At 63.7% G+C, this 15,557-nt stretch carries 17 protein-coding genes and 1 tRNA gene; 7 read left to right on the top strand and 11 right to left on the bottom strand.

The genetic code is table 11. The features are described 5' to 3' along the window. The first annotated feature begins 9 nt into the window (after nt 1–9). On the top strand, nt 10–1,071 hold the full coding sequence (locus tag MY494_RS10475) for an HlyD family secretion protein (RefSeq protein WP_247910192.1): 1,062 nt from the start codon (nt 10–12) through the stop codon (nt 1,069–1,071). On the opposite strand, the gene MY494_RS10470 is transcribed toward MY494_RS10475, so the two are convergent. The 7 genes from MY494_RS10470 to MY494_RS10440 all read right to left on the bottom strand — a co-directional run bounded on the left by MY494_RS10470 (nt 1,046) and on the right by MY494_RS10440 (nt 7,037). Next, entirely contained in the window at nt 1,046–2,707 is a 1,662-nt protein-coding gene (locus MY494_RS10470; protein WP_247910191.1) for a TolC family protein, read from the bottom strand. The genes MY494_RS10475 and MY494_RS10470 overlap by 26 nt on opposite strands. Before the next feature lie 70 nt (nt 2,708–2,777). Beyond that, nucleotides 2,778–3,779, bottom strand: coding sequence for a porphobilinogen synthase (hemB, locus tag MY494_RS10465; RefSeq protein WP_247912025.1), 1,002 nt, complete (start codon nt 3,777–3,779; stop codon nt 2,778–2,780). A gap of 37 nt (nt 3,780–3,816) precedes the next feature. Continuing rightward, a complete protein-coding gene (locus MY494_RS10460; protein WP_247910190.1) occupies nt 3,817–4,074 on the bottom strand; it encodes a hypothetical protein in 258 nt (85 codons plus the stop codon). Nucleotides 4,075–4,157: 83 nt separating this feature from the next. Next, nucleotides 4,158–4,439 carry a hypothetical protein gene (locus MY494_RS10455; protein WP_247910189.1) on the bottom strand — a complete coding sequence of 94 codons (282 nt, stop codon included), beginning with the start codon at nt 4,437–4,439 and terminating at the stop codon, nt 4,158–4,160. 314 nt (nt 4,440–4,753) lie between these two features. After that, nucleotides 4,754–5,737, bottom strand: a complete 984-nt coding sequence (gluQRS, locus tag MY494_RS10450; RefSeq protein ID WP_247910188.1) for a tRNA glutamyl-Q(34) synthetase GluQRS — start codon at nt 5,735–5,737, stop codon at nt 4,754–4,756. Between the two features lie 94 nt (nt 5,738–5,831). After that, the gene (locus MY494_RS10445; protein WP_010315164.1) at nt 5,832–6,107 is read right to left on the bottom strand and encodes an HU family DNA-binding protein; all 276 of its coding nucleotides are present in this window, start codon (nt 6,105–6,107) and stop codon (nt 5,832–5,834) included. A gap of 195 nt (nt 6,108–6,302) precedes the next feature. Further along, a complete protein-coding gene (locus MY494_RS10440; RefSeq protein WP_247910187.1) occupies nt 6,303–7,037 on the bottom strand; it encodes an MBL fold metallo-hydrolase in 735 nt (244 codons plus the stop codon). A gap of 56 nt (nt 7,038–7,093) precedes the next feature. Here MY494_RS10440 and MY494_RS10435 point away from each other — a divergent pair, with 56 nt between their 5' ends. Next, on the top strand, nt 7,094–9,148 hold the full coding sequence (locus tag MY494_RS10435) for a glycogen-debranching protein (RefSeq protein WP_247910186.1): 2,055 nt from the start codon (nt 7,094–7,096) through the stop codon (nt 9,146–9,148). A 5-nt stretch (nt 9,149–9,153) separates the two neighbouring features. On the opposite strand, the gene MY494_RS10430 is transcribed toward MY494_RS10435, so the two are convergent. Beyond that, nucleotides 9,154–9,224 (bottom strand) — tRNA-Gly (locus MY494_RS10430). A 97-nt stretch (nt 9,225–9,321) separates the two neighbouring features. On the opposite strand from MY494_RS10430, the gene MY494_RS10425 reads away from it, so the two are divergent. The 5 genes from MY494_RS10425 to plsY are packed head-to-tail and all read left to right on the top strand — an operon-like array spanning nt 9,322 to nt 13,449. Beyond that, entirely contained in the window at nt 9,322–10,713 is a 1,392-nt protein-coding gene (locus MY494_RS10425) for an MFS transporter (RefSeq protein WP_247910185.1), read from the top strand. Between the two features lie 12 nt (nt 10,714–10,725). Next, nucleotides 10,726–11,499, top strand: coding sequence for an ABC transporter permease (locus MY494_RS10420; protein ID WP_247910184.1), 774 nt, complete (start codon nt 10,726–10,728; stop codon nt 11,497–11,499). Beyond that, nucleotides 11,496–11,897, top strand: coding sequence for a DUF3119 family protein (locus MY494_RS10415; protein WP_247910183.1), 402 nt, complete (start codon nt 11,496–11,498; stop codon nt 11,895–11,897). The genes MY494_RS10420 and MY494_RS10415 overlap by 4 nt, the downstream gene beginning before the upstream one ends. Beyond that, the gene (locus tag MY494_RS10410) at nt 11,894–12,799 is read left to right on the top strand and encodes a DUF3086 domain-containing protein (protein WP_247910182.1); all 906 of its coding nucleotides are present in this window, start codon (nt 11,894–11,896) and stop codon (nt 12,797–12,799) included. Before MY494_RS10415 ends, MY494_RS10410 begins: the two co-directional genes overlap by 4 nt. After that, on the top strand, nt 12,796–13,449 hold the full coding sequence (gene plsY / locus MY494_RS10405) for a glycerol-3-phosphate 1-O-acyltransferase PlsY (protein WP_247910181.1): 654 nt from the start codon (nt 12,796–12,798) through the stop codon (nt 13,447–13,449). The genes MY494_RS10410 and plsY overlap by 4 nt, the downstream gene beginning before the upstream one ends. Here the strand turns inward: plsY and proC are convergent. The 3 genes from proC to MY494_RS10390 form a co-directional block, all read right to left on the bottom strand. Then, on the bottom strand, nt 13,446–14,255 hold the full coding sequence (gene proC, locus MY494_RS10400; RefSeq protein ID WP_256463409.1) for a pyrroline-5-carboxylate reductase: 810 nt from the start codon (nt 14,253–14,255) through the stop codon (nt 13,446–13,448). The two genes, plsY and proC, sit on opposite strands and share 4 nt — an antisense overlap. Continuing rightward, nucleotides 14,252–14,812, bottom strand: a complete 561-nt coding sequence (locus MY494_RS10395; RefSeq protein WP_247910180.1) for a cell division protein SepF — start codon at nt 14,810–14,812, stop codon at nt 14,252–14,254. Before MY494_RS10395 ends, proC begins: the two co-directional genes overlap by 4 nt. A 94-nt stretch (nt 14,813–14,906) precedes the next feature. After that, on the bottom strand, nt 14,907–15,554 hold the full coding sequence (locus MY494_RS10390) for a YggS family pyridoxal phosphate-dependent enzyme (RefSeq protein ID WP_247910179.1): 648 nt from the start codon (nt 15,552–15,554) through the stop codon (nt 14,907–14,909). Nucleotides 15,555–15,557 lie beyond the last annotated feature (3 nt).

Genomic DNA, 15,557 nt, shown 5'->3' with positions numbered 1-15,557 from the left:
GAGCCGGGCGTGAGCGCATCAGCGGCACAACCCGCAGGGGAGAGCAAGGTCGTCAGCCCTGAAGAGGCCGCCCGCAAGAAACAGCGCACCCGCCTGATCGCCGGTGGGGCCATCGGGCTGGTGGCGACCAGCCTCGCCTCGTACTTCATCCACGGCTACTTCTTCCCCTACACCGACGACGCCTATGTCCACGCCTACACAGTGACCGTCTCTCCCTACGTGGAGGGCTACATCAAAACGGTCAATACTGAGCCCAATGCCTTCGTGAAAGAGGGGCAGCTGCTCTATGAGATCGTCCCGCTTCCCTTTCAACTGAGTGTCGATCAACAACAGCATCAACTCGATGCCGCCATCGCCCAGAAAGAAGCCCTTGAGCAACAGCGCCTGCAGGCCAAGCAAGCCCTAAAGGACCAACAGGCCAGCCAATGGCTGATTGACCTGAACCAGCAGCGTTACGCCTACCTCCAACAGCAACAGGTGGTCTCCTTAGAGAAGGAGCAGGAATTTCAAGCCGCGAAACTCGAAGCACGAGCCAAGGTCAGGGGCGCCAACCTCGACATCAGCCGATTGGAGAAACAGATCGGTGAGCAGGAAGCCAACATCCGCGCCCTCAGAGCCGCGCTGGGCAACGCCAAGGTCAACTTGAACTACACCCGCTACTACGCGCCGATGGACGGATATGTCAGCAACAACTTCTCAATTCGCACTGGTCAATATGTCAAACCAGGTCAGGCCATGTTCACCCTCGTGGACAACAACCACTGGTGGGTGGACGCCAACTATCTCGAGACCCAAATCCACCGGATCCGCGATGGGATGCCCGCCAAGGTGCAGCTCGACATGTATCCGGGGGTGACCTTCAAGGGCCGGGTCATCAACATCAGCTCGGGCAGTGGCGCCTACTACTCCCTGCTGCCGCCACAGAACGCGACGGGCAACTGGGTGAAGGTGCCGCAGCGCTTCCCGGTGCGAATCCTGATGGAGCAGAACAGCCGCCACCCCCTGCGTGCGGGAGCGACCTCCCATGCGACGGTGAACACGCTGATCAATCCTGCGCGGCCGACAAAGTGATCGGCAAGCTCACCGGCGCATCAAGCGTGGTGGGAACAGGCAACAACTCCCGCAGCAACTGGGCATAGCTGACATTGGCCAAGGTCATCGCTTCGGCCTGCTGCTCCATGGCCGTCGTCAGTGACCGAATCGTGTCCGCCAGGTCGGTGTAATCCGCCAGGCCGAACTCAAAGCGGGCGCGACTATCGCGGTAGGCCTCACGAGCGGCCCTGAAGGAAGCATTCGCCGCAATGATCTGGCTGAGGGCTGCGCGATGGTCGTAATAAGCCGATTCGAGGCGTTGGCGAATCGCATTGCGCTCAGCCGCCTCCATTTGCAGAGTGCGGCCCGCCGCCGCGCGGCTTGCAGCCACCGCCCCAGAGGTGATGCCTGCATCGAAGAGGCGCCAATTGAGCCTCACCCCAGCGGCCCATTCCCCACTCTGTGCATTCAGACCTGGGATGTAGGCCGGACCCTTGCAGCAGCCCTGCAGATCCACCAAGGGCGAGGTGGACTGGGCCGCCAGGTAGCCACCCGTAGCAAACAACCCGAGCCGCGGCAGCAACTCTGCAGCCCGGCGATCCGCCTGACGCAGCAACGCTGTACGGGCTGATTGCAGGGCCTCGAGCTGGGGGTTGTCCTGGAAGCCTCGGACGATGGTCTGTTGCAGGTCCAACGGCCAGGGCGGCTGGAGGCGGACGGCCTCGCTCGCCTCCAGGGTGATCTGGAAGGGTGCATTGACCAGATTGCTCAGGCGCCGCTGCTGTCCTAGCCGCAGGGCGTCGGCCTGCTGCAGGCGAAATCGACTCTGCTGAAGCATCGCCTCAGCACGCAAGAGATCCACCCGGGGCACCAGGCCAGCGATCTTCATCGCCATGACCTGGTCGTAGATGACGGTGTCGTTGTCGACGACGACCTGACGAATGCGGCGCAACTGGTCAGCCAGTTGCAGCTGGTAGTAGGCCTCACTCACATTGAGCTGCAGCTGCCGCAGGCGGTTGCCGTAGCGCTGCTGGGAGGCCTGGAGCTCCGCCTTGACTTCAGCGAGGGCAGCGTTGCGCTCGAAGCTCAGCAGCTCGTAGTCGAGCTGAAGCAGGGCAAATCCATCCCCGACATTGGTCTGGGTGCGCGCCCACCCGCCTGTGGGGACATAGAAGGCGGAATCAACGCCGTAAATGCTCTCGTTGCCCTGCCAGGCGAGGCTGCCCACCTTCTGCTGGCTGTAGCCGCCGCCAATGTTCAGTCCCAGGATCGGGTAGAGCCGACCACGGACCGACTTCAACCAGCCCTGCTGCTCCTGCACGCGGGCGATCTGCTCCTGCAACACCGGATCGTTCTGCACCGCCACAGCGATGACCTGCTGGAGATCCAGCCGCAGCCGCTGCTCAACGGCAACGGCTTCCACTTGGGCCGGCAAGGCTCCGGGCGGCGGGGGGCGCAGCTGTTGCAGCAGCTCTGGTGTGACCTGGGCGGCGGGAACATCCGCTGGGGCGAGCTTCAGGACCCCATCCAGGCGATCGAGGTCCCGGGCATAGGCCTCAAAACTCTTGACCAGCGGCAGCAGCGCCGGCGGGATGTTTTGTTCGCGCGCACCAGCACAGACCGGCAGGAGAACGGCAATGGCGAGCAGAAGGTGGCGTAACGCGCGCAGCCCCATCGCGGCAGCCCGCGGTCAACCCGATAACCCTAGGGAGGTTGCCCCGAAGTGCTTGCGATCAGAGCCGGCTTCAGCCCTGGCGCATCCACTGAGCTGCATCACAGGCGTGATACGTGAGGATCAGGTCAGCACCAGCGCGCTTGAAGCAAAGCAGGGTTTCGAGCACCACGGCACGCTCATCAATCCAGCCCTTCTCGGCGGCCGCCTTGACCATGGCGTACTCGCCACTGACGTTGTAAGCCGCAATCGGCAATTCACTCTCCTCCCGGAGGCGGTGAATGATGTCGAGGTAGGCCAGACCGGGCTTGACCATCATGATGTCGGCGCCCTCTTGCTCATCGAGCTGGGCCTCGGTGATGGCTTCGCGGGCGTTGGCCGGATCCATCTGATAGGTGGACTTGTCCTTGGGGATGGGCTTGCTGGCCACAGCGCGTGGTGCTGAATCCAGGGCTTCGCGGAAGGGGCCGTAGTACGCCGAGGCGTATTTCGCCGTATAGCTAATGATGCCGACGTGCTCGAAGCCTTCCTCATCGAGGGCTTCGCGGATAGCGCCGACACGGCCATCCATCATGTCGCTGGGACCAATCAGATCAGCACCAGCGCGGGCTTGAGCGACGGCCTGTTTACAGAGAAGCGCCACGGTTTCGTCGTTCAGCACCACCCCTTCACCGCTGACGATCCCGTCATGGCCGTCGCAGGAATAGGGGTCCAGGGCGACGTCGGTCATGATCGCCATCCCGGGATGGACCTCCTTCAGGCGGCGGATCGCCCGGGGGATCAGTCCTCCTTCGTTAAAGCACTCGGCCCCGTCTTCAGTCTTCAGGCCATCGGCCACCTTGGGGAAGAGGACCACGCAACGGATCCCCAGCTCCCAGGCACGACCAACTTCCTGCACCAGCCCATCAAGGCTCCAACGCTGACAGCCGGGCATGGCGCCGATCGGCTCATTGCTGGCCCCCTCGTGAACAAACAGTGGATAGATGAAATCGGCGGGGCTGAGGGAGGTCTCCCGCACCATGGCCCGCAGGGCAGGGGAACGGCGCAGGCGGCGGGGGCGGTAGGTGAGCTCCATCAGGGGCTGGCTCAGCGAACTCAAGATGCGGCGGATCCTACGGAGCCTCCTCGAGTTTCACCACGTCGAGGGGACCGCGGCCTTCTGCATTGAGTTCCTGGGCGGCCCCCACGGCCACCTCATGCACATGAAACTGATGGGCCTCAGCGGCAGAGCTCACCACGACCAAGGATTGACCATCCGTCCCGATCGCCAAAAAGCCCTGGCCGTCGACCAAGCGCAGGACATAGCGCTCAGGGTGCAGGCCATTGCGGCCGTGCTCTGGATCGAGATTCGGCGACCAAAAGTGCAGCACGACGCGTTCGCCACAGAATCCCCCCAAAGCTAGAGAGCTCGGCGGGGGCTCACTGGTCTGAGCGTGGTCTCAGCTGGGGCTAATCAGGTTTCGTTCCCGCCAAACATGTCGTCATAGCCCTGGTAGGGGTCAAATTCAGCCCAGCCGGGACTGGCTTCATTGAAGAGGCCGTAGCGGGCCGCCTCGTCATCCAAAAGGGTGTTTCCCGTCGGCCGGGTATCGCAGGTCACGCCTCCATCGGGCGTGGGCTGGCAGTCATCGAAGACCACCCCAGAGCGGGCCAAAGCAGGGAAGAAACAACAGTTCAGAACGAGCAGAGCGCCTGAGAGGATGGGCGCCGCTTGCGCCTTCGCCGCGATGTACACCGACTGGACCTCCGTTGCTCTGCTCTTGCTGACTGCCACACCCTTGTTGGTGGTTGTCGCGACTGCAGCGTTCTTCATCTGGCGGCAGAAGTCGAAGCGCTGATCAACAGAAGAGTGCCCTGGCCCACGCACTGCAAGCAGGTGCGATAGCCGGCAGCTTGGGTGCGCTGAATCCCGCTGCCACCACAACTGGGACAGGGCTGAGAACCCTGTTTCTCAGTCATGTCCCCCCGCTCCTCGGACCTGGCCATGGGCCGCTCCTAGTGATGGGTTCACTTTGGTCGCGGCAAGGGGGTTCGATCCCGAAGGGATCATTAAGACTCGACCCCAAAAGACACGACCTGGGGCTGGCGCAAGAGCCGCCGCAGGCGCTCCAACTGACTCTGCTGCAGAAGCTCTTCAGCGCTGAGCTTGGCTCCCGCGGGCACCAGCTCCAGTGAGGCAGCCAGGCGGCCGATCGCTACATCTGGGCTCAGGCCTTGGTCCTGCCAAAGCGCGAGCCCCAGCCCCCCGTCTCTTTTGGACAAGCGCTGGCCCTGGGCATCCATCCAGAGGGGGAGGTGCCAGTAACGCGGCGGATCGACGCCCAGTTGTTCAAGAACAGCGACCTGAGGACCCGTGGCCGGCCAAAGATCAAGGCCACGGACGACATCACTGATACCCAGGGCCCACTCATCCACCGCGGTCGCCAGGTGATACGCCAAGAAGCCGTCAGCCCGGCGCAGGACCACATCACCCACCTCCCTAAGAGCGTCTAAGCAGCCCTCAGGGCCCAGCTGCTCCTGCCACTGGAGCGAGCCCGGCTCCAAACGCAGACGCCAGCTCGGCAGCCGTCGATCCTTCAGGCCCCAATGCGGAGTGAGGGATCTGCAGAAACCGGGATAGACCCCCGATCGGCCGTGGGGAGCTGAGACATCAGCCAACATCCGGCGGCTGCAACGGCAGGGATACAACTGACCGCTACGACGCAGCGCCGACAGGACAGAGGCGTAGAGACCGCGACGCTCGCTTTGGCGCAGCACCGGGCCATCCCAGAACAAACCCAGCCAGCGCAGGTCGTCTTGAATGCTGGCCTCAGCGCCCGGACGATTGCGCGGAGTATCGAGATCGTCAATCCGCAGCAACCACTCCCCGCCCTGCAGCCGGGTGATCAACCACGAGAGCAAGGCCGTACGGAGGTTGCCCAAGTGAAGTCGCCCCGTGGGGGAGGGCGCGTAGCGACCCCGGCGAGCCGTTGCCCGCAGATCAGCAACCTCGGCCTGCAGGGTCCTGAGGTGGGTGGGTAGCAAGGCGGCCATGGACAAGCGCTAGGACCCCAACACGCGAAAGGGCGACCCGAAGGTCGCCCTCTGCTCTACGCCGCGTGAGACGGGCATAGACGTAGCTGCTGGATCAGCCTTGAACGCGATCCTTGAACAGCTTGCCGGCGGTGAAGGCAGGGACGCGCTTGGCAGGAATTTTGATCTTCTGGCCGGTCTTGGGGTTCAGGCCTTGACGGGCAGAACGCTCGCGGGGCTCAAAGGAGCCGAAGCCCAGGATCGACACTTTTTTGCCTTCGACAACCGAATCGATGATGGTGTCGATAGCCGCGTCGACCACCTGGGCCACGTCGGTCTTGGTCAACTCGGTGCGAGCAGCCACGAGATTGACGAGGTCAGCTTTGTTCATCGGGATGGAAGCCTCTGGGCTCAGTAGCAGCAGGGCGGAGTGATAAAGCCCCGCCACCACTGGTTTCAGCGCGCCAATGGTATGGGGGTTGGCAAGGGGCGGCAACCTCAAAACCCCTTTTCCCATACCGTTTTTGCCACATTTGCTGCCGAAATCAGCGCTTTCGGGCGGTTTTGTGCCCCCGCGAGCAGCCCGCTAGATGGGTTCTTGGCACCGCAGGGCAGCCCAGTCCAGGGTCTCCAACTGCTTCTGAACATCGGCAATCAACGCCTCTCCGCGCAGCGCTCCCAAGCCAGCCCCACTGGCCAAGCCAACGGGAGTTGAACGCGGCAACCAGAGCTGCAAGGCCTCAAGGCTGCGCAACCAGCGGCTCCAATGAAACGATCGGCGGGTGCGCAACGGACGGGCCTCACCCGCAGCAACGGGACTGAGCAGCCGCCCGCTGAACAACAACGGACCGCCATGGAACGCCGTATCGGCAAGCAGCACGGCACTACCGGGGGTAGGACCAGGGGTCCAGCGCAGGCTGTAACCGCGGCCCAGGCAGTGCTCTGACGCGAAGGGCTCGAGTCCGGTCACGGTGGGTAACAGGTAGGCCTCCTGCTCCTGCAGGGAGACCGGCCACTGCAGCTCTTCTTGAAAACGTCGGGTGCGGCCATGGCCATCACGACTGGTCAACACCATGCGGCCTGGGCCGCGCTGCTGGAGGAAAGCGAGGTTGGCCTGGTTCAGACCCGGGCAGTCGATCAGAAGGCCGGAGCATTCCGGCAACTCCGGGGTCTCAAGCCACCAGGCTGAGCCCCCGAGGGTGTCGCGGTTGGGGGCAAACAACCAGAGGTTCTCCAACACCTGGCGAGGCGGACGCCCTTCTGGCAAGGGCTCGGCAAAGACCGAACCTGATGCAGCCAGCTTGGGGTTCTCCTCACTCATGGCAGGCCACATCCGCTCGACCACCTTTAGCTTGTGGCAGCAGCCCGCAGGATCCGTTGGCTTCGATCCACCTCGGACAGCCCTGGCCCCTAGGGGCGCAAGCCACACCCAGGGGGGTGAACTTTTCACTGGCCGCCCCCAGTGCCAGCAGAATTGAACTGCTGCTGTTTCGCGACGGGAGCGCCAGCGAACCGGAGCAGACGATTGAGCTCCACAGCGCGCACCGCTCAGGCGACATCTGGCATGTCGAGGTGGAGGGCGTCGGCATCGGCTGCTGCTATGCCTACCGGGTCTTTGGCCCCCTGCAACCGGGCCAACACGGGTACAACCCCTCGAAGTTGCTCTTGGATCCCTGCGCCCGTGCCATCGCGGGGTGGGACGTCTACAAGCGTGTCGATGCCCTCGGAGGAATGCCGAACACGGCGAAGTGCCTCAAGGGGGTCGTCACCGAACGGGATCGCTTTGATTTCCGCGCTGCTCCGAGACCGCGCCACAGCTGGCAGCGAACCCTCATCTATGAATTGCACGTGGGCGGCTTTAGCCGCGGCCAGGGCAGCCCCGTCAGCCAGGAGGCGCAGGGGACCTATCTGGGATTAATCGAACTGATTCCCTACCTCAAGGGACTTGGGATCACGACGATCGAACTGCTGCCGGTGATGGCCTTCGATCCCCATGACGCTCCCGAGGGGCGGATGAACTACTGGGGCTACAGCCCCCTGAGTTGGCTGGCACCCCATCACGGCTACCAGCAGGGAGACGATCCACTGCAGATCCGCCATCAGGTGCGTCAACTGGTGACCGCGTGCCATCAGGCCGGTCTCGAGGTGCTGGTGGATGTGGTTTACAACCACACCTGCGAGGGCAACCAGGCGGGCCCCACCCTGAGCTGGCGCGGGATCGATGATCGGCTCTACTACCACCAGAATGCCAAAGGCGACTACCTGGATGTCAGCGGCTGCGGCAACTCCATCGCCGCGAACCGCCCCCTGGTGCGGCGCTTGATTCTGGAATCCATGCGCTGTTGGGCCCTAGAGCTCGGGGTCGATGGCTTCCGCTTCGACCTCGGCATCGCCCTGAGCCGCGGTGAAGAACTCGCTCCGCTGGACAAACCTCCGCTGTTTGAAGAGATCGAAGCCGATCCAGAGCTCTCCGATCTGAAGCTGGTCAGCGAACCATGGGACTGTGGCGGGCTCTATCGCCTGGCTGATTTTCCAGCGAGGCGCATCGGCAGCTGGAATGGTCGCTTCCGCGATGACGTCCGACGCTTCTGGAAAGGGGATGAGAAAAGTTGCTGGGCGATGGGACAACGGCTGAGCGGAAGTCCCGATCTCTTCGGCGGCCAACCGGCGGTCCTGGGGCGCAGCATCACCTTCCTGACCGCCCATGACGGCTACACCCTGAATGATCTGGTGAGCTACGGCGGCAAGCACAACCTTGCCAACGGCGAGGACAACCGCGACGGGGATAACCACAACAACAATTGGAATCACGGCGCCGAGGGGCCCTGCAGTGATCCCGAGATCCAGGCCCTGAGAAATCGGCAAGTGCGGAACCTGCTAGCCACGCTGCTGCTCTCCCCTGGGGTGCCGATGCTGCTTATGGGCGATGAAGTGCGCCGCAGCCAAGGCGGGAACAACAACACCTGGTGCCAGAACAACATCCTCGGTTGGATGCATTGGATGCCGGACACTGAGGATCTCGCTTTAAAAGAGTTCCTTCAGCGCCTGATTCAGATCCGCCACAGGTGGGCTGATTTATTCAATCCGGAGGTGCCCCACGCCGAAGCCAAGTCCACTCGCTTCGATCAGCCAGGACATCTCACTCGGCAGTGGCACGGCCCCAAGCTCGGACAACCGGATTGGGCCAGCTGGTCCCACACCCTGGCCTGGAGCCTGAATGATGGCCAGCGCGGTCCCCTGATCTGGTGCGGCATGAACGCCTACTCAGAGGACCTGAGCTTCGAAGTCCCCAAGGGCAGTAGCGGTTGGCTCCAACTCATCAACACCGCTGAAGCCGATGCTGCGCCAGCAGCCCCCCAACCCTGGAGCGGTTCAGCACAGACCTTGAGAAGCCGCAGCTTGGTGCTCTTGGTGGAGCAGAGCTGCTCCTAGAGAAAAGCGGGCTGCGGGAATCGAACCCGCATCATCAGCTTGGAAGGCTGAGGTTTTACCACTAAACTAAGCCCGCAGCAGTACAAACGCACTAGGAGCGTCTGATGCTGAATGCCAGCGGAACGGGTTTCGCGCTGACTGGAGCATTATGACCTGCGTTCGGGACAGCGTCCTTGGCCGCCACGCCTCAAGCCCCTAGCGATGCCGTCGATCTGCGGGGCCGCCCCAGGCAGCGCCTGCTCTGGGCCTACGGCCTGGGGGACGTGGGCACCGGCATGGGTGCTTCCCTCATCGGCTTCTATTTGCTGCGCTTCTATGTCGCAGCAGGCCTCCCCCCCTGGCTCGCCGGCCTGGCCTATGGACTGGGGCGCCTCTGGGATGCCGTCAACGACCCGATCGTCGGCTGGTTAAGCGATAAGACCGTCAACACCCAACTCGGCCCTCGGCTCCCCTGGATCCTCTGGAGCGCCGTGCCGCTGGGTGCCTCCATGGCCCTGATGTGGTGGCTGCCGCCCTGGGAAAGCATCTGGACCAAGTTCTGGGTGTTTCTGGTGGTCTCCGTGGTCGCCAACAGCCTCTACACCTGCGTCAACCTCCCCTACACAGCCCTTGCCGCCGAACTGACGACCGACGTCGGCCTGCGCACTCGGCTGAACACCTCCCGTTTCACAGGCTCGATCCTGGCCACGATCACCGCCGCGCTTCTGGCGGGGGTCCTGGTGGGCAACCTGGGTGATCCCTCCTCCTACCTACCCGTCGGACTGGTCTCCGGCGTGATCATCAGCGCCTCTGGCCTGCTCTGCGGCTGGGGCCTGTTACCGGCCGCCCGCAACTGCCAACGCCCCGAACCCACCCCCGGCACCACCCGCAAGTTGCTCAGGCGGGTTGCCCAGAACGGCCGCTTCCTCATGGTGCTGGGCCTCTACCTCCTGCTCTGGTGTTCCCTGCAGCTGATGCAGGCGGTCTCGCTCTTCTTCCTGCCTGTGGTGCTCCAGGTGCCCGAGGGCCTGAGCAAGCTCATCCTCCTCCCCTTCCTGCTCAGTTCCCTCGGGGGTCTCTGGCTCTGGAACACCGTTTCCCATCGGGCTGGACGCCTGCAAGCCCTGCGCCAAGGGGGGCTGCTTTGGGTTGCCGGTTGCCTGCTGGTGATGGTGCTGCAACCCCTCAATCCGGCCCTACCGGTCATGGCCGCCAGCAATTTGCTCAAGCTGGTTCTACTGGTCCTATCCATCGTCCTGGCTGGGGTCGGGGCCTCCACCGCCTATCTCATTCCCTGGTCCCTGTTGCCCGATGCGATTGATGCCGATCCGGAGAAGCCGGCCGGCCAATACACCGCCTGGATGGTCCTGGCCCAGAAGGTCTGCATTAGTGCGGTGATCGCTCTACTGGGAATGGTGCTCAGCGCCAGCGGTTACGACGAAGCCCTGGCCAATACGGCCCAACCGACCAGCGCCCTGGTGGCGATCCGGCTGTGCATGGGCATCATTCCCGCAGTGTTGGTGGTTCTTGGGTTAGTGGTAACGCGCCGCTGGCCCGAGAGGGGCCTGCATCTTGAAGCCAGCTAGTCACTCCGTCGCATGCCTGCCCGTCGCCTCCCCGCCTGGCTTCTCCCCCGCTGGTTGACCCGCTTGGGCGAGAGCCTGCTGATTGGTGGTCAAGCCGTCTCCGCCCTGGCCAAGGGCCAGATCAACCCCAATGACCTGATCGCCGAATTGATGGAGGCTGGCCCCGGCAGCTTCCTGATCATCTTGATCACGGGTCTAGCGGCCGGCACGGTCTTCAACATCCAAGCCGCCTCCGAGCTGGTTAAACAGGGGGCCGGATCCACCGTGGGCGGGATTCTCGCCCTGGGGCTCGCCCGGGAAATTGCTCCGATCCTCACAGCCACCCTGGTGACGGGCAAGGTGGCGACGGCCTATGCCGCCCAACTGGGGACGATGAAGGTCACCGAGCAGATCGATGCGATCACGATGCTGCGCACCGACCCGGTCCAGTACCTCGTGGTCCCGCGCCTGCTGGCAATGATCGTCATGACCCCGGTCCAATGCCTCGCCTTCTTTGCGGTGGCGATCTGGTCGGGCCAGGTCAGTAGCGCGATCCTCTACAACATCCCGCCCGATGTCTTCTGGAACTCCGTTCGGGGCTGGATGCAGCCCTCCGACCTGCCGGCGATGCTGCTGAAGGCCGTGGTCTTCGGCCTTCAGATTGCTGTGATCGCGTGCGGCTGGGGTCTCACCACCCGGGGTGGCCCCAAGGAAGTGGGCACCAGCACCACCGGTGCTGTGGTGATGATCTTGGTGACTGTCTCGCTGGTGGACGTGGTCTTAACCCAATTGCTCTTCGGCTCATGAGCCCTTCGACCGTGACTGGATCCGGCCCCAACCCAGAGCAGGGCGCCATTCTGGCCCCGCGCATCTGGGTGCCCTTGGGCGTCCTGATCCTGGGCGTGGCCTGCCTTCTGATCAACATCTGGGCCGCAGCGCTAGTGAGTGTCTTTGGTCTCTTCCTGCTGATCCAGAGCCAGATCCTGCGCTTGCAGTTCTGCGCCGAGGCCCTCATCGTCTGGCGCGGGAACACCGTCCTGCGCCGATTTCCCTACAGCGAGTGGCTGAATTGGACGCTGTTCTGGGAGCCCTTCCCTGTGCTGTTCTATTTCCGTGAACAGCAAAGCATTCACTTCCTGCCGGTGTTATTTGATGCCAACAGCCTGCGCGAGCAGCTCAACCGTCACGTGATCGCCCAGCCATGAGCGACGAGGCCACCAACCCAACGTCCCCACAGCCTGAGGACTGGAAGGAGCTCGCCACCAACGAACTGCGTCAGCAGCGCGAGGCCCTGCAGCAGGAGATCAGCGAGCTCACGGGCCGCAGGGATCAGCTTCAGCAGGACATCAACAGCAGCTTCGCGGGGCAATCCGACTCCATCGCCCGGCGGGTGAAGGGGTTCCAGGACTATCTCGTGGGAGCCCTCCAAGAACTAGCGGTGTCCGCCGAACAAATGGAGCTGGTGGTGCAACCCCTGGTGGTGCAACCCTCCCCTCTGGATCAGGCTGCCGCCGCCGAGGCACAGGCAGCAGCGGCAGCTGAGATCCCAGCTCCGGCACCAGCGGGGCTGTTCAGCCATGACGAAGCGCTGATCCGCGATCGACTCGCAGCCTTTCAAGGCCAGGCGGATTTCTATGCGGATCCCTGGAAGCTGCGCCGAAGCCTCGAACCCGGTGGAGCATCCCTGCTGGAGGACTGGTTCTTGGCCCAAGGCGGCCGAGGCGCCCAGCCCAGTTGCGGCAGCCGCAACCGCAATGCCTTAGCGACCGCCGCAGCGATCTCAATCCTGGGTGAGCTCTACGGCGAACGCTTTCAAACCTTGGTGCTGGCTGGGATGCCCGAGCGGCTGGGCGAATGGCGCCGGGGCCTGCAGGATTGCCTCGGGCTGAACCGCGAAGACTTTGGGCCCAACAGCGGCATCGTTCTCTTCGAGCGCGCCGATGCCCTGATCGAACGGGCCGACCGCCTGGAGGAGCGAGGAGAACTCCCCTTCATCGTGGTCGATGCGGCAGAGCCCGCCGTCGAAATCCCGATCCTGCAATTCCCGGTCTGGTTGGCCTTTGCCGGCAGCCCCACCGAACTCGCCCTGGAGGACAGCCTGCTGTGACCGACTTCTTCATCGCGCCTCTGCTCACCCTGGTTCTTGCCTACCTCCTGGGCTCCTTCCCCAGTGGCTACCTGGCGGGGCGTTGGCTCAAAGGCGTCGACATTCGCAGCCTGGGCTCCGGCTCCACCGGAGCCACAAACGTTCTCCGCCAAGTCGGCAAGGGCCCCGCACTGGTGGTGTTCCTGATCGATGTGCTCAAGGGAACCGCCGCCGTACTGCTGGCCAAGGCCCTGCTCCAGCCCGATGGCTACAACGCCCTGAGTGATTGGTGGGTCGTCGCCTCCGGTTTAGCGGCGTTGGCTGGTCACATCTGGCCGATCTGGCTCGGCTGGCGCGGCGGTAAGGCCGTGGCTACTGGGTTGGGAATGCTTCTGGGCCTGGCCTGGCCCGTCGGACTGGCCTGCTTCGGGGTCTTCCTGGGGGTGATCAGCCTCAGCCGGATTGTCTCGCTCTCGAGCGTGCTGGCCGCCCTCAGCTTGCCCCTGTTGATGCTGGCGCGCTTCGCCTCCCTCGGCGAGGCGATTCGTCCGGCCTACCTCAGCCTCTCGGTCGTGGCGGCGGTGTTGGTGATCTGGAGGCACCGGAGCAACCTCAGCCGCATCGCCGCCGGCACCGAGCCCCGACTCGGGGACAAGAAGAAAGAGGCCTAGCCCAGGGCTCGGCTGCGCTCGGCTGCCGCAACCACGGCTTCGATCAAAGCGGAGCGCAGACCCGCACGCTCAAGGGCGCGGACTCCCGCAATGGTCGTCCCGCCTGGGCTCGTCACCATGTCTTTGAGCTGACCGGGGTGCAACTGCTGCTCCTGCAGCAATGCGGCGGTACCGGCCAAGGTCCGGTGGGCCAGATGCAAGGCCTGAACCCGGGGCAATCCCGAGGCCACCGCCCCATCGGCCATGGCTTCAGCCACCAGAGCCACAAAGGCGGGTCCTGAGGAGGTCAGAGCGAGGAATGCATCCAGCTGGGTTTCGGGCAGCTCCAGCACCTCCCCGACCTGGGCGAACAACTCCAGCAACCAGCGCTTCTGCTCGGCCTCAACACCCTCCCCCCAGGCCAATGCCGTGAGACCAGCGCGCACCAAACAGGGGGTATTGGGCACCGAGCGCACCACTCGCCAGCCAGGGAAGAGCCGCTGCAGGCGCTCGAGCTTCACCCCCGCCAACACAGAAATCAATAGAGGCGATGTGCCCGGAGCGGGAGCCGGTGCTGCGGCTGCCACGGCTTCGAGCTGCTGGGGCTTGACCGCCAGCAGAACCACCGGAGCCGCCCAGGCCTCTTGGCCATCGACACTCACGCGCAGGTTCTCGTTCTGCAGACGCTGAGCCGAGGCCTGGGAGGCAACGACTGCTCGCACCGCTGTGCGCGGCACCAGTCCGCTCTCCAGCCATGGAAACAGCAAAGCCTGGGCCATACGGCCCAGGCCAATCACCCCGAAGGATGTGGGGGAGGTGCTGCTCAACCGACGTTCGCGCCGTACTCGCGGCCCCAAGCGGGGGTGGGGGCGATGTCCTGCTGAGGCTCGTCCACGCTGTCGCGGGAGACAACCGTGGGAGCCGAGGCTTCTTCGCTGCCGGCGCTGGTGACGGTGACACAGCTGGGAGCGAACAAGAAGATGCTCTCGCCAACGCGCTCTTGATGGCCATCGATGGCGAAGGTGCCGCCGGCAACGAAGTCCACAGCGCGCTGAGCCTGGTCGGGCTCCATCATCGTGAGGTTCAGGATCACGGTCTTGCGCTCGCGCAGGGCCTGAATCGCGCGAGGCATCTCATCAAAGCTGCGGGGCTCCATCAGGGTGACCTCCGCCGCCGAGGTAGAGATACCGGGCATGCCAATCACATTGCTCCCAGCGAAGGGATCAACGGCATCGAAATCGCTGGTCAGCGCGAGTGCACCAGAGGGGGTCGAGCCACTGGTTTCCGGCATCTCGCCCTGGTCGTAATCCAGATCGTCGTCGTCGTAACCGTCGAGGTAATCGTCTCCGGAGACAACTGCACGCAGGCGGGAGAACAACGACACCGTGAAACCTCGGATTTGGCTTTTAACCTAGATAGCGTCCCACGCGGGTGCTGACAAGGGATTCAGCGGATCATTGTTGGCTTTTATGCCGGTTTCAACGCTTCGGACCAAAGAGGGCTGAACCCACCCGGACCCAGGTGCTTCCGGCGGCGGCCGCCTCGGGCCAATCGCCGCTCATTCCCATCGACAATTCCGCCAGTCCGATGCGCTGGGCGAGAGCCGAACAGTCCGCAAAAAGCTCCTGCCGCTGCTCCGCCTCCAGACCGAGGGGAGCCATGGTCATCAGCCCCACAATCCGCAGGTTGGGCAGCTGCTGAAGCCGTGGCCATTCCCGCTCCAATTCATCAGCCGTGAGCCCCCCTTTGTTGGGGTCTGGCCGAAGTTTGACCTGCAGAAAAACAGATGGATTGAGGCCTTCCTCTCCTGCAATCCGCGAGATCCGCTCGGCCAAAGCCGGGGAGTCCACGGAGTGAATCGAGCTGAATTGCTTCAGCACTGGCCGCACCTTGTTGGCCTGAAGACGCCCGATGAAGTGCCAATCGAGCCCCTCAAGATCGGCCAGCTCCTGCTGTTTTGCTGTGGCTTCTTGCAGGCGGCTTTCTCCAAAACTCCGCTGCCCGGCTTCCGCCAATTCGCGAATACTGCTGGAGGGGTGCCCCTTGCTCACCGCCAGCAGGCGGGTGTGGGAGGGCAAGTGCTCGTTCAGAGCCTGAAGACGGGCTGCAGCAGAGGAAAGGCCCAACAG

Origin of the sequence: Synechococcus sp. A10-1-5-1 (assembly GCF_023115425.1) — a bacterium.
Taxonomy (GTDB): domain Bacteria; phylum Cyanobacteriota; class Cyanobacteriia; order PCC-6307; family Cyanobiaceae; genus Vulcanococcus.
The sequence above is the reverse complement of the archived record's forward strand: the minus strand, read 5'-3'. Positions and strand labels throughout refer to the sequence as shown.

What these genes read in the sequence shown, in the direction of transcription:
- hemB (WP_247912025.1), bottom strand. Translation starts at nt 3,779, where the DNA reads ATGGAGCTCACCTACCGCCCCCGCCGCCTGCGCCGTTCCCCTGCCCTG.
- MY494_RS10440 (WP_247910187.1), bottom strand. Translation starts at nt 7,037, where the DNA reads ATGAGTGAGGAGAACCCCAAGCTGGCTGCATCAGGTTCGGTCTTTGCC.
- MY494_RS10470 (WP_247910191.1), bottom strand. Translation starts at nt 2,707, where the DNA reads ATGGGGCTGCGCGCGTTACGCCACCTTCTGCTCGCCATTGCCGTTCTC.
- MY494_RS10420 (WP_247910184.1), top strand. Translation starts at nt 10,726, where the DNA reads ATGCCTGCCCGTCGCCTCCCCGCCTGGCTTCTCCCCCGCTGGTTGACC.
- MY494_RS10415 (WP_247910183.1), top strand. Translation starts at nt 11,496, where the DNA reads ATGAGCCCTTCGACCGTGACTGGATCCGGCCCCAACCCAGAGCAGGGC.
- gluQRS (WP_247910188.1), bottom strand. Translation starts at nt 5,737, where the DNA reads ATGGCCGCCTTGCTACCCACCCACCTCAGGACCCTGCAGGCCGAGGTT.
- MY494_RS10410 (WP_247910182.1), top strand. Translation starts at nt 11,894, where the DNA reads ATGAGCGACGAGGCCACCAACCCAACGTCCCCACAGCCTGAGGACTGG.
- MY494_RS10445 (WP_010315164.1), bottom strand. Translation starts at nt 6,107, where the DNA reads ATGAACAAAGCTGACCTCGTCAATCTCGTGGCTGCTCGCACCGAGTTG.